This window comes from Domibacillus sp. (assembly GCF_031181085.1).
GTDB lineage: Bacteria > Bacillota > Bacilli > Bacillales > Domibacillaceae > Domibacillus.
Window position 1 is genome coordinate 195,382 of sequence record NZ_JAPSLE010000002.1, and the last position, 13,816, is coordinate 209,197.

Genomic DNA, 13,816 nt, shown 5'->3' on the forward strand with positions numbered 1-13,816 from the left:
ATCAAAGAATTCGGCAACATAGTACTATATCGAAAAAAAGATGCAATTGAGAAATGAATAGGAAGGTGCGATAGAGGCAATGGAAAAGTTGATTGAGGCAGCAAGAGAGTTTCGTTTGGATGAAGAGTACATAAAAACTAGTGAAAAGAAGAGACAGGAGTTTATCGAGCGCTTTCCGCTGGATTCACTGTCGGAGATGCCGGTTCATGAGTATGCGGATACGTCAACGAGAGATGCTTTCATCTACTGGCTGGAGCACAAGGAGGTTCTTGGCGGGATCGGCGGCGGCAATGCTTCCAAGTTTGGCATATACAGAAGCGGCAATGGCCAGTACTGCATGGGGGCGGCTGCGAAAAAGAAGGAGCTGGCAGGGGACGAGCTAGAGACCGAGTACGGTAAATTACGTGATCAGATCGTTACGAATCTAAGGCTCGCTGCCGAGGACCGGATTCAGGAAATGACATTTACAAACTTGAAGCTGTGGCCAATGGTCATGCTGAAAATATTAAACATCTACTATCCGGAAAAATTCTTTAATGTGTATGCAAGAAAAGTCCTTGATCCGCTGGCAGAGGATTTGCAGCTGCCACCCGGGCTGCTTAAAGAAAGGCCGAGAAATTATATTCTTTTGCAGTATTTGGAGTATAAGCGGTTAAGAGAAATAGAGCCTTTTAAGGATTGGGATTATGTTACGCTCAGTGAATTTATCTGGAAGCGTTATGGAGAAAAGAAGCAAGCAAAGCACTGGCTCATCGAGCATCGATATGAGGAGCGTGACTACCTTTCTGCTTTTCTGGAAAGTGGAGTGATATCCCTTCCTGTTTTCAAGCAGGATTTATCCGGCTATCTGGCCATCGATGACCCTTCGGTGATTTTAGAGGAAATAAAGGATGAAAAAGAAAAAGTAGCACTGGAAGCCTTTTTAAAGCTGGATAAGGGAGACATAGTCGGAGTGAAAACGACTTATTCAGAGAGGCTGGAGAATGAAAGTCTTACATATGTACTCAAAATTTCAGCCGTTGGCAGGCTCAAAAGCCGGGTGCTGGACAGCTATGAGTTCAATGAACGTCTGGGACATACGGTACCGGTGGAATGGATTGAGAAGGAGGAGAGGCTTCTTCCGGGCTATGGAGGTTTTCGCGACCGGATTCACAAAATTACCAAGAAGCGTGATATCAAGAAAATGTTTAATAAAGTAAAAGCAGCGGAGGAACAGGCTCCTGAAGAAGAGCACCAGTCTCCACTAAGTGAATTCAACGGACCGCTGAATACCATTTACTTCGGGCCTCCCGGGACAGGCAAGACATACAATATTGCCAGCCGGGTCGTTGAAATCGTGGAGGATTCAAGCGAGGAAGTGGATGTGAAAAAGCACTTCAAGGATCTTCAGGCCCAGGGCCAGGTTCAATTTGTGACCTTCCACCAGAGCTTTTCCTATGAGGATTTTATTGAAGGGCTGCGTTCCGATGGAAAAGGCGGCTTTAGGTCGAAAGACGGAACGTTAAAACGGATTGCGATCGAGGCTCTTTATGAAGGGCTGAAAAAGAAGGAAAGCCCTGAGAAGTATCCTTCGCGGAAGCAGGAAGTATTAAAGGCTCTTAATGAAAAGGATGCTTTTGACTTTACGGCGGCACCCCGATACGTGCTGGTCATTGATGAGATCAACCGTGCCAATATGTCAAAGGTATTTGGGGAATTGATCACATTGCTTGAGGATGACAAGCGGCTGACAAAAGAAAATGAAACCATGCTTCAGCTTCCTTATTCGCGGGATCCGTTTATCCTTCCTCCGAACCTTTATATCATTGGAACGATGAATACGGCTGACCGTTCGATTTCCCTGCTGGACACCGCCCTGCGCCGGCGCTTTTCATTTGAGGAAATGATGCCGAAGCCATCCCTGCTTCAGCCGATTGAAAACATTGATCTTCCGGCTCTTTTGGAAATGATCAATCGAAGAATTGAAGTGCTGTTTGACCGCGACCATATGATTGGACATGCTTATTTTATAAATGCTGAAACAGAGGAGGAAGTGTACCAGGTTCTTTTAAATAAAGTGGTTCCGCTTTTACAGGAATATTTCTATGATGATTGGGAAAAGATCGGGCTTGTGCTCGGAGGACTGGGTACCTCAGAAGATGAGCCATGCATTGTTTACCAGGAGGAGGTGAACATGCAAAAGCTGTTTAAAGACTCTGCGATGCTGGCCACTCTTGATTTGCCGGTTAAATACCGGATCAAGAAAACGATCAAACTCCGGGATGTTCAGAGGATTTACGAGTGATGAAAAATGTCAGTATCCGGGAAGCCTATGATTGGCTTCATCTGGGAAAGCATATTACGCAGCATGAATGGGAAGAGCTCCTCCGCTATGTGCAGGAAAAGTACACTTCCTTTGTGGAAATAGGCTATGGCAAGGTCCGGTTTATTAATATCGTCGGAATCATTCAGCTTTCGACCGTTCGGATTGAAATTTTGCCTAAACTGACCATTCATGATGAGTCGGAAGAGAAAAACAGGAAAGCCTTATTAAACATGCTTGCTGTGACAAAGTCCCTGCCTGTCAGCCTCCATGAATCAACGTTAAGCCAGCTGGCAAAAGCGGATTTACTCCATATTTTTGCGAATGTGTATCTTCGGCTTCTATTAACAGAGCTTCGGCGTGGCGTTTACAAGGAATACAAGCTGACTCAGGAAAACAGTCCCGCTTTAAAAGGGCGTTTCCTGCTGCAGGAGCATATAAAGCGAAATGCTTTTCAGCCTGTAAAAGCATACTGTGAATTTGATAATATTCAGGAAGACATCCTGTTGAACAGGATTTTAAAAAAGGCACTTCAGCTTATCTTCCCGTATATTTCTAAAAGTGCCCTGAAGACGGAATCCCTCTTTATCATGGATATGTTTCAACATGTGTCGGAGGGGCCGATTTTGAAAAGTCAGCTGGAGACTGTTCCCTTCAATCGGCAAAACCGCCGTTTTGAGAAGGTATTCCAGGTAGCAAAGATGATTCTAGCCAATGACATGATGACGTCAAAATACAGCAGCATCCATAGCTTTTCCTTCCTTTTTGAAATGAATGTGCTGTATGAGTCTTACATTGAAAAAGCATTTCGCTTCCTTGCGCCTGAGAAAAAAATGGATGTCCAGGTCCAGCATGACGAAAAGCGCCTTCTCATCAATGTGTATTCTGGCCGGGAAAACATCAAGCTGAAGCCTGATTTTGTCATTAACGGTGAAGATTTTCAAATGATTGTCGACACAAAATGGAAAAACATTGTTCACGAAGGACGCATCCTTTACCAGCAGTCTGACCTGTACCAGATGTATGCGTATATTACTTCCTACAAAGAAGCGAAAAAGTGCATCCTGCTGTATCCTAAATCAGAGGAAGCCCGCTTTCCAAAGTGGCAGGTGCCCGGTCAGGAAAAATACGTCGAGATTCAAACAGTCAGTTTGTCCTCATTTTCGGAAACAGTCGATGATTTAAGGATGATCCTGGCACAGAGAGATTAAATCTGGATGGGAGCAGTTTACTGTAGTACTTACACCTCTATTCGATTCGCTACGGCGGGAAAGCCAGTGATTCACTTGATTAAAGAGAAGACAGCAAAAAAAGCTGTCTTCTTTTTTATTTTCTGACACAGATCGATCCCTGGACGGGCATAGTGGTTTGTTTGATATGGATCGAAAAAGTAATAGAAAACTATAATTATAAAATGTTAAAATAAGGATTTTAATTTACAAAAATGGAATATTATATCCAGAAAGTAAATCAGTTCTTTTGACCCCTGCGAAAAATAACATTCACTTTACAGTTCTTTTACAAAACAGGGGATTTAATGGATAGAATTAGAGAAACCCCATCTTTTTCCTTTCGTCAGCGAGGAGTATAACAAAGGGTGTCGGAGCGGGCAAGTTTAAGCTGGAATTTGTCGTTTTCACCTTAATATTTGGCGCTTTTTGTAGGCATTTACACTCATTCATTCACACGCTACGATGGTCATGCCCTTAAGGAGTACCCGGGGCTGGCGCTAGCTTGGATTGGATGTTTCCATGTTATTTGAACAACTTGCGCAGCAATACAACCCGATGATTCACCGCATCATGAACAAGCTGCATATTTACAAAAACAAAGAGGATTTTCATCAGGTGGGGCTGATTGCCCTGTGGGAGGCACATACACGATTCGATGCGTCAAAAGGTGATTTTGCGCCGTATGCGTATTCGTACATTCAGGGACGCCTGAAAAATGCTCTGACAAAAGATGCCACATTCAGTGACGAAACGGTCTTGACCGGCCAATCGGAATTGTTTGAGGGCGTGGATCCGGAGCCAACACCGGAGTCCGCGGCGCTTGTTCAGTTATGCGGGGAAGAGCTCGATGGCCGGGCGGGGGAGTGGTTTCGCCTGTCTGTGATCAAAGGCTTATCGAATCCGGACATCGCCAGAAAATGCGGTGTGACGCCGGCCGCTGTCCGGAAATGGCAGCAGGCTGCAATCAAGCAATTGCAGGGTGAGTTCGGCGGCAGTGAGTAAACAGGTCCGTTGATGCAGGTAGGCTGCCCGGAACGATAGGTGAAAGGCGGGACAGATTTTATACATTTCTTTTTTACAGATTCGAGTCTTGAATCTTGTATGACCGGAATATACTTCATACGGTGGCCTTTTAACTGTTTGTCAGGAGCAAGGCCGAAAAATGGCAGAATACAAGGAGGAATCTATATAAAAGCGATTGTCTGTTCCAAATACGGGACGCCGGATGTTCTGCAATTCACCGAGGTGGAGAAGCCTGTTCCAAAGGATAACGAAGTGCTGGTAAACATTCGTGCTGCATCGGTCAATTATGGAAATCTTGTTTTGTTGAAAGGGGAACCGTTCCTCGCCCGCTTTGCGTTTGGCCTTTTGAAGCCGAAGCACCCGATACCTGGAGGAGATATTGCAGGCCGGGTAGAGGCGGTGGGCAGGGAGGTGAAGCAGTTTGGGCCAGGTGATGAGGTGTTTGGCGACTTGTCCGGCTGCGGCTGGGGCGGCTTCGCTGAATATGCGGCGGTACCCGAAAGGGCACTGGCGCTAAAACCGGCCCGGCTTTCGTTTGAGGAAGCAGCGGCGGTCCCGATGGCAGGCGTGACAGCGCTGCAGGGTCTGCGGAATAAAGGGAACATCCAGACGGGGCAAAAGGTGCTCATACACGGTGCTTCTGGAGGGGTCGGCACATTCGCCGTCCAAATTGCCAAAGCATTCGGGGCAGAGGTAACGGGTGTGTGCAGCACGAGAAATGTTGATACGCTGCGATCGCTGGGTGCAGACGATGTTATCGACTATACAAAAGAGGATTTTAAGAAAAAAACGCAGCAGTACGACTTGATTCTGGCGGTGAACGGGTACCAGCCGCTTTCTGCTTATAAGCGCGCCCTGCGTCCCGGGGGCATTTTCGTTCACGTCGGAGGGTCGGGTGCCCAGTTAACCGAAACGATGGTTCGCGGGCCCTGGATTTCTTTAACCGGAAATCGGAAAATGAGCAGCATGCTGCAGCGGCAAAGCCAAAGCGATTTAGTTTTTATAAAGGAGCTGCTCGAAGCGGGCAGCGTAAAGCCGGTGATGGATAGAAGCTACACATTGAGTGAAGTGCCCGAAGCTTTCCGGTATTTTGCAGAAGGACATGCGCAGGGGAAAGTGGTTATCACCGTTTAACACACTTTTAATAGAATCGAAGAAGCACCGGAAAAAGGATAGGAATAGAGTACGAGAGGAAGGCAGCCAAAAGCTGTCTTCTTTTTCTTTTTTTCCTCTCCAGGTATCGATTTTTCCTTCCTTTCTGTACATAAAAAACGAAAGGGGAGGAAAATGGATGAAAACGAAGATGACGATCAAGGAAGCCGCGGTGTTTTTAGGGGTATACCCGGGGACACTGTACCGGTATGTGCAGGACGGGTCGGTGCCTCATTACCGGGTAGGGCGGCGGATTTTTTTCTCGCAGGAAACGCTGTCTGAGTGGATTGAGCGTCAGGAGGGATCATAAATGGCGAAGTACCGGTTTGTTTATACGAATATATGGAGTGATGACAAGGTGATGGATCTGTCAGCGGCGGAGAAGCTTTGTTTTTTATATGTGCTGACAAACAGCCAGACGACGCAGATTGGCATTTACCCGCTGAATGTGCGCAAGGCGGCGTTTGAAATGGGAATGGCGGCGTCCAAGGTAGAGGAATGTTTTCGGGTGCTTCAGGAGGAAGGCATCATCCGCTTGAGTGAAGAAACAGGCGAAATGGCGATTCGGCATTGGGGCCGCTACAATTTTACCCGGGGCGGCAAGCCGGTCGAGGATTGCGTGGAAAAGGAATTGTCGCTCGTGAAAGATACATCGCTTGCTGCTTTTGTCGCAGCGCATATTCCGCCTGGGCGCATTCGGGCTTTGTACGATACGTGGACGATACGCCGGCAAAAACAAAACGGAACTGAACAAAAGGAAAAGAAAACGGAACAAAACCAAACGGAAAGCCGTCCGGCGGCCGTGGATTTTTGGGAATCATCATTCGGCCGGGCGTCATTAGCCATTGAGCAGGGTTTACTGGAATGGTGCTCGGCACTCAGCGAAGAGCTGGTCATTGAAGCAATGAAGCGGTCACAGGAGGCGGACAAGCCCTATGCGTACGTGCAGAAGATTTTAACGAGCTGGCAGGCGGAAGGCCGGACATCGCTGCAAGAGGTCCGGAGTAAAACGGAAAGAGCGGCAGCTGATCCATTATATGAGCCGCTTGTACCCGATATAGAAGCAGGGGAGGAAATCGGATGAAAGCGGAAATGGCGGTTTTAGGCACCTGCCTGCATGACAGCCGGGTGGCGCTTGATACACACATTATACCGGCTTATTTCGAATCTGCCCTGCACCGGGAGCTGTTTTCCCACATTCAAACCGAAGTGCAGGCCGGACGAATTGTCGATGTTGTAACGCTGTCGGTCGGCGGGCTGATTGAGTCGTTTGGCGGCGCCCCGTATATAAATGATTTGATCGCACATGCGAATGTTGACCGGTTTACCCATTATGAAACGCTTTTGATGGAGGAATGGCAGAAAAGGGCGATCCGTTCGATGTGCATTCAGGCATCGTCAGAAGAGTGGCCGGCAGACCGGATTATGGAGGCAGCGGCGCGCATAGAAAGCGTCCGTATACAAAGGGCCCAGTCGACGTCCCATTTAGTAGAGCCTCTTCGAAAAGCGCCATTTGAAAAAGAAAAACAGGAGCCCCGCGCCATGACAGGAATCCAAAGGCTGGATGAGACGCTGGGCGGCTTTCAGGCAGGCGAGCTGACGGTCATTGGCGCCCGTCCTTCGATGGGAAAAACCGACGTAATGCTTCATCTGGCACGGATGGCCGCAAAGGGAGGATACATGCCGGTTGTGTTTTCCATTGAAATGTCAGCATTGTCGCTTGTAAAGCGGCTTTTAGCGGTGGAAGGCCGGTTTAATCGGACGAAAATGCGTAATCCGTATGAGCTGTTCACCGCAGCACAAAAAGAAAAGTGGCCGGAGATGGTTCAAAAAGTAGCCGGGCTCGGCATGTATGTCGTCGATCAGCCTGCCGTTACGGTGTCTGATATGCGCTCGGCGGTCAGAAGACTGTTAATCGACCACCCTGAAGCGCGCCCGGTTGTCTTTATCGATTATTTAGGGCTAATTACGCCGCCGCATTTTTTTGACGGGAATGTAACCGCGCAAATAGCGGCGGTTTCGAGAGGCTTAAAAGCAATGGCAAAAGATTTTGACTGCCCGGTGATCTGTCTCACGCAGCTTTCACGGGCTGTGGAAGCACGCGCGGACAAGCGGCCGATGCTTTCAGATGTGCGGGACTCCGGGTCGGTGGAGCAGGATGCGGATGTGGTGCTGTTTTTATATAGGGACGCTTATTATTCCAAACAAGCAGGGGATAAACGGATGGAAATTATTGTGGCGAAAAACCGAAACGGCCAGACGGGGTTTGTGACCGTCACCTACATAAAAGAAACGGGCATTCTGGTTGACCGTGACGATCCGGTCTCTGTTTAAGGAAGCGTTTAAACGGCAGGAAGATACGCTTGTCTATGGGCTGCTCGATTTATTGCGCCGCGGGGTGGTCCATGCGGAAACGGGCGAAAATAACATTCCGTTTGAAGCGATGGATAACGAAGCGATTCGGGAGATGAAAAAACAAAATGAGCTCGGCTTTGTCCCGGTTCGCGTGTATGCCATAACCTCCAATCGGACGCTTTGGCTGCTTATAGCGGCGGAGTCCAGAGAAGAAGCCATACAAAAAGCGTGCGGCCTTGGCGAGCCTCCCTAGTGCAGTCGCATGCTGCCGCTCTGATTATGTTGTTGAGCGAAACGGGCGGGCAGTGACGATGGGAGATATGATTGCCGAATGTGAGTCGTTTCCTGCGCTTGTCGGTGTGGTAGATGTGAACAAGCCGCAATCCTCCACATTCTCTAAATCATACTGTAAAAAATAAATTTTCCAAACAGCCTGTACGAAGCATGCAGGCTGTTTTCGTTACAAATAGGCAAAAGAGCGGACCGGTTCGGCTTCTTAAAACGATGGAAAAAAGTTCCGAAAACGAATGTATTTCACTTATCTTACGAGAAAACGACAAATTTAACGTGTCATGGCTAGTTTCTTCTGCTATGATCAATTTATAGGTCTAAGGGATTATAAAACGCATATTTCGACAATAAAGGGGAAGAAAATATGAAATACATCGGTAGGATAGGCACACCGTTGTTTGCCGATTTTGCTTATTTCTTTTGGACAATGAAGCTTGATTTTGCGCAGCTTTACAATGGATACCATCTTTTATCGCTGTTCTTTTTTTCTATCATTGCCTGGTGGATGGGCAGGCACTATGATTATAACCGCAATTTAAACGAAAAATTAAAGGAAAAAAAGCATGAGCTGCAAAGCCTGTTAGATAACGTGGATGCTGCTATTTGGTCCATTGATTACGGAACAAACCGCATCTCACTGTCGAAAGGATTTGAAAAAATTCTCGATGTTTCGCTTCAAGATGCTTACACAGAGAGAACACTTTGGCGCAAATACCTTTATCATGAGGATTATCAAAAAGTGCTACATTTTCTTCGCTCTTATAAAGACGACAAAGAAGAAGTAGTTCAAACGACTGAATTCCGGATCGTAAGTAATGGGCACATCAAGTGGGTAGAGGTAAAACTATCCCCGATTCGGAATGAAAAAGGCGAGCTTGTGAAAACAAACGGTGTCGTTCTAGACATCACTGAAAGAAAAAAATCGGAAGAGCAGATTAAGCAGTTAGCGTATACGGATTTGCTTACGGGGCTGCCAAACCGGACGTCATTGTTTATTGATTTGAATAAGCGGCTGCAGGAAGGAAAAGAAACAGCGCTGTTCATCATTGATCTTGATCGCTTTAAAACAGTAAATGATTCTTTTGGCCACCTGGCAGGCGACACACTGCTTAAAGAGGCAGCCGGCCGGTTCAAAAGTGCCTTGATGGAAGAAAGCGGTACCATTTACCGCTTTGGCGGAGATGAATTCTGGTTTGTCAGCCATAAGACAAACAAAGTGCAGCTCACCCTCCTGGCGGAAAAGCTGCTGCAAACCTTAACCACACCTTTTACGATACAGGATCATGAAATTTTGATTACGCCGTCCATTGGAATCAGCACGTCGCCCATTGATGCAAACAGCATGGATACATTGCTTGTGTACGCAGATTCCGCTATGCGTATAGCCAAAGAAAAAGGGCGAAACAATTATCAGTTTTTTCATTCGAGTTTATACAATAGGCTGCAGCGCAAAGCGGCGCTTGAAAAAGAGCTGAGACGGGCCATATGGAAAGGGGAACTTTTTTTACACTATCAGCCTCAGGTCGATCTGGCCACAAGCCAAATAACAGGATTTGAAGCGCTTATTAGGTGGAAAAATGAAAGATTTGGCTCTGTGTCTCCGTCTGAATTTATTCCGATCGCCGAAGAATCTGGCTTGATCACCTCAATTGGCGAGTGGGTGCTGAAAGAAGCATGCCTGCAAAGCAAGCGGTGGGAGCAGCAGGGATACGGACGGTTTAGCATGAGCGTCAATATTTCCGTTCAGCAGTTTCAAAGCCGGCATTTCGCGGATACCTTTAAAGCGTTGATTCGGGAAACCCATATGGACCCAAACTTGCTGCAAATTGAAATTACTGAAAGCATCATGCAGAATACGCAGGAAACAAAGCGTATTTTGGACCAGTTAAAAGAAATTGGGGTGAAAGTCTCGATTGATGATTTCGGTACCGGCTATTCATCTCTCAGCGTGTTAAAAGAATTGCCGCTCGACTGCTTGAAAATTGACCAGTCTTTTATAAGGGATGTGACGACGTCCAGAAAAGAAGCAGCGATTGTTAAAAATATTATCGACCTGGCGCACAATCTTGAGCTGAACGTGGTGGCAGAAGGTGTTGAAACAGCCGGCCAGCTGGGCATGCTAAAGAAGCTGGGCTGCCAGACCGGACAGGGCTACTTGTTCAGTAAGCCGCTTCTTTATCAGAAAGCAGAAGAGCTGCTTGTGCGGGAGCAGCAAAAAATGAAGATTGATGCGTAAGGCTGTTTTTATGACGTGTGGGCTTCATAATGAAGTAAAGCAGGCGTAAGCAGCCATTTTAAAATTGGTCATGCGGCTGTTTGCCTGAAGCAAGCGCTGAGCGGCTCCATAAAACAAAAAAACCTGCCGGAATCCGGCGGGTTTTTTTACCCTTTTAAAAATGCGACCATCATTAAAATGAACCAGGTGAAAAACGGAACCACCATCGCCAGAAGCACATGTTTATAGGAATACCGGTCGCGCCATTTTTTTAACATCCGGTCGATCACAAAGAAAAACAGCGCAGCGGCCAGTGTGTACCAAAATAAAATAAGACCGAAGATCAAATGAAAGATCAGGGAAAACAGCCATTCATTGTGACCGTTTTTCCGGCGGGTCAAATAACGGGCCGCTCTGTCACTGATCAATGATGTCAGTACAAAATAAATAATGGCCACCGGCGCAATGTACATCATGTAAACCGGAAGTGCGTTTGTAAATCGCTGAAGGGAATTGGACCAGCCGGATGCCGGCGTATCAATCGGCAGCGGCTGAATAAAAACCAGCAGCAGGAAAAAAAGTGTACCGGCCAGGGCGCCGGCAATGAGTTTACGTTCATAATACCCCGGGCTTTTTCTAACAGGCATAAAAAGTCTCCTTTCGACTCGTTCCATTGCATGCATCGGACGTCTGCCGTTTTGCGCAGGAACGTGTATGTAAATGAATGAACTTATCTACATCTTTAACCTTTCTTGACAGTAGTTTAAACATTTGCGCGCCATAAAATGTGCCCCTGGCTGTTAACCGGCAGAAAAATCCGATTTTTTTCGAAAAGCACTTAGTATAAAAGAGAAGAAACAAAACAGCAGCCGGCTCCCAATGCCGGCTGCTGTTCGTTTAAGCAAAAAATTCGTCTGGCGGCGCCGGCCTTCCGAGCAGGTAGCCCTGAGCGGCGTCGCATTGGTATTCTTTTAAAACGGAGAGCTGTTCTTCCGTTTCGACTCCTTCAGCCACAACGTGAAGACCGAGATGATGCGCCATTAAAATAATAGTCGTCGCGATTTTTTCGGAGCTTTCGTTGACGGCAATATCGCGGACAAAAGACTGATCGATTTTTAACGTGTCAAGCGGCAGCTTCTGCAAATAACTGAGCGAGCTGTAGCCTGTCCCAAAATCATCAATGGAGATAAAAACACCGATACGCTGCAGCTGCTGCAAAACAGCAGCAACGTTATCTGTATCCATTGTCATGCTTTCGGTAATTTCACACGTTAAATGAGATGGCTGTATGCCGGTTTCTTTGATGATCGCCTGGATCGTTTCTGCCAGATTGGACTGGTAAAACTGTGAAATAGACAAATTGACGGACATACAGGTAAGAGAACGGCCTTCTTCCTGCCACGCCTTCAGCTGATGGCAGGCGGTGCGGATGACCCACTCGCCGATCGGAATAATCAAGCCCGTTTCTTCCGCAATCGGGATAAACTCGCCAGGTGAAACCAAGCCGAAATGCCGGCTGTTCCAGCGAATCAGGGCTTCTGCTCCGTAAATGTCACCGGTGCACAAGTTCTGAATCGGCTGATAGACAAGGCTTAATTCTTCCCGTTCAAGCGCTGAGCGAAGCTCGCTTTCCATCTTTAATTTTTTTAGTGACTGCCGGTCCAGCATACTGGTATAAAACTGAAAGGAATTCCGGTTTTTCTTTTTGGCTTCATACATCGCCATGTCGGCTTTTCGAAACAGGTCCTGTTCCTGCAGACCGTCGTGCGGATACAAGCTGATGCCAATGCTTGCTGTCATAAACAGCTCATTTCCTTGAAGGGAGAAAGGCTCGCGAAACGTCTCTAACATCGCTGTCGCCATATCAGCCGCATCCTGGGGGCTTGTCCCCTCAATCCAGACGGTAAATTCATCGCCGCCTTCCCGGGAAAAAAGAAGAGAATGACCAAGACGCGTTTGAATGCGGTCAACAATCATCTTAAGCAAATCATCACCGGTTTTATGGCCGAACGAATCATTAATAAATTTAAAACGATCCAGATCCAGGAAAAAAAGTGCGTGTGTTTCATGCGGATAACGGGCAATCGTATTCTCGAGCGCCTGCCGGAACTGCCGGCGGTTCGGCAGGCCGGTCAAGTGGTCGTGATAAGCTAATTGGTAAATTTGTTCTTTCGCCCGGTAATGCTGAATGGCCAGGCTCGTTAACCGGGTCGCTTCACGGATGAGCCGTTTATCCGCTTCGGTCGGTACAGACGGCTGGCGGGCATACATCGCAAACGTGGCAATAATCTGCTGATCATCATCAAAAACAGGGGTGGACCAGCAGGCATTTAACTGATGTTTAAGTGCGATATCCCGATATCCAGGCCAGCGGCGGTCTTTTGCTACGTCCGCTGCAATAACAGGTGCCCCTAAAAAAGCAGCCGTGCCGCACGATCCCTGGTTTTCAGCGACGGGGACCCCATCAATATATTTAATATATTCATCAGGCAGCCTAGGCGCTGCAACGTGAAAAAGAGCCTTCTTTTCTTGGTCAAGCAGCATAATCGCACACAGATGGCCCGGTGAAATGCGCTCTGCCATGGCTGCAATCTGGTGAAGAACTTCATCAAAGGGAGCGCCTTTGGCAATCATTTGCAAAATACGGTTTTGTCCGTTTAAAAGCTCGCTTGTGTATTGTTCATTCGTCCGCACGCGGCCGATGCCAAAAGCGCCTTGAACAGTACCGTTCTCGTAAATAGGAACGGCGTTTACAGATAAGTGAACAATATATCCGTCTTTATGCTGAAACATCATACGAAAAGATGCTTTATTTCCTTGAAGAACATGGGAAAAATGGACCTCTACCTCTGCCACATGTTCGGTTGGAATTACTTGTTTATAATCAATCCGGTTAAATTCAGCTGACGTATAGCCCAGTATCCGGACAGCCGCTTCGTTCATCAGCTGTACATTTCCTTTCATATCCACTGCAAACGAAATTTCGTCACCTTGTTCAAATAAAGATTGGTACACATCGAGCAGTGATGAAGACCAAAACAAATTTTCCATGACCTCTGCTCCTCTTTCCACAGGCATTTTTTTAAATCTTACAAGAAATTTGTCGAATAAGCTATGTAAAACCGGGGAAAACCGGTATTTCAAAAAGAAAATGGAATCCGCTTCTTTTTCTTTACCCTGTTTTCTACATAAAGAGCAGGCAAACAATAGTTTTCATAAAGGAATAAATTGTTTATACTGTAAATT

General features: G+C 46.9%; 11 protein-coding genes. 9 read left to right on the plus strand and 2 right to left on the minus strand.

Features of this window, described 5'->3' with window-relative positions:
* Positions 1 to 79 precede the first annotated feature (79 nt).
* The 9 genes from RIN81_RS04750 (at position 80) to RIN81_RS04790 (ending at position 10,591) form a co-directional block, all read left to right on the plus strand.
* Positions 80 to 2,284: an McrB family protein gene (locus tag RIN81_RS04750; protein WP_309087884.1), complete on the plus strand. Its 2,205-nt coding sequence runs from the start codon at positions 80 to 82 to the stop codon at positions 2,282 to 2,284.
* Positions 2,284 to 3,513 carry an McrC family protein gene (locus RIN81_RS04755; protein WP_309087885.1) on the plus strand — a complete coding sequence of 410 codons (1,230 nt, stop codon included), beginning with the start codon at positions 2,284 to 2,286 and terminating at the stop codon, positions 3,511 to 3,513. The genes RIN81_RS04750 and RIN81_RS04755 overlap by 1 nt, the downstream gene beginning before the upstream one ends.
* Before the next feature lie 540 nt (positions 3,514 to 4,053).
* A complete protein-coding gene (locus tag RIN81_RS04760; protein ID WP_309087887.1) occupies positions 4,054 to 4,536 on the plus strand; it encodes a sigma-70 family RNA polymerase sigma factor in 483 nt (160 codons plus the stop codon).
* A 186-nt stretch (positions 4,537 to 4,722) separates the two neighbouring features.
* Complete coding sequence (locus tag RIN81_RS04765) at positions 4,723 to 5,691, plus strand: NAD(P)-dependent alcohol dehydrogenase (RefSeq protein WP_309088279.1); 969 nt, start codon at positions 4,723 to 4,725, stop codon at positions 5,689 to 5,691.
* A gap of 157 nt (positions 5,692 to 5,848) precedes the next feature.
* Complete coding sequence (locus RIN81_RS04770; protein WP_309087889.1) at positions 5,849 to 6,019, plus strand: helix-turn-helix domain-containing protein; 171 nt, start codon at positions 5,849 to 5,851, stop codon at positions 6,017 to 6,019.
* Positions 6,020 to 6,793 carry a DnaD domain protein gene (locus RIN81_RS04775; protein ID WP_309087891.1) on the plus strand — a complete coding sequence of 258 codons (774 nt, stop codon included), beginning with the start codon at positions 6,020 to 6,022 and terminating at the stop codon, positions 6,791 to 6,793. It abuts the gene before it with no gap.
* Entirely contained in the window at positions 6,790 to 8,043 is a 1,254-nt protein-coding gene (locus RIN81_RS04780) for a replicative DNA helicase (RefSeq protein WP_309087894.1), read from the plus strand. Before RIN81_RS04775 ends, RIN81_RS04780 begins: the two co-directional genes overlap by 4 nt.
* Positions 8,015 to 8,317: a hypothetical protein gene (locus RIN81_RS04785; protein ID WP_309087896.1), complete on the plus strand. Its 303-nt coding sequence runs from the start codon at positions 8,015 to 8,017 to the stop codon at positions 8,315 to 8,317. The genes RIN81_RS04780 and RIN81_RS04785 overlap by 29 nt, the downstream gene beginning before the upstream one ends.
* Before the next feature lie 402 nt (positions 8,318 to 8,719).
* Complete coding sequence (locus tag RIN81_RS04790) at positions 8,720 to 10,591, plus strand: putative bifunctional diguanylate cyclase/phosphodiesterase (RefSeq protein ID WP_309087898.1); 1,872 nt, start codon at positions 8,720 to 8,722, stop codon at positions 10,589 to 10,591.
* A 146-nt stretch (positions 10,592 to 10,737) separates the two neighbouring features.
* Here RIN81_RS04790 and RIN81_RS04795 read toward each other — a convergent pair whose 3' ends face one another.
* Both RIN81_RS04795 and RIN81_RS04800 read right to left on the minus strand, forming a co-directional pair.
* Complete coding sequence (locus RIN81_RS04795) at positions 10,738 to 11,217, minus strand: hypothetical protein (protein WP_309087900.1); 480 nt, start codon at positions 11,215 to 11,217, stop codon at positions 10,738 to 10,740.
* A 250-nt stretch (positions 11,218 to 11,467) separates the two neighbouring features.
* Entirely contained in the window at positions 11,468 to 13,621 is a 2,154-nt protein-coding gene (locus RIN81_RS04800) for an EAL domain-containing protein (RefSeq protein WP_309087902.1), read from the minus strand.
* Positions 13,622 to 13,816: the final 195 nt, after the last annotated feature.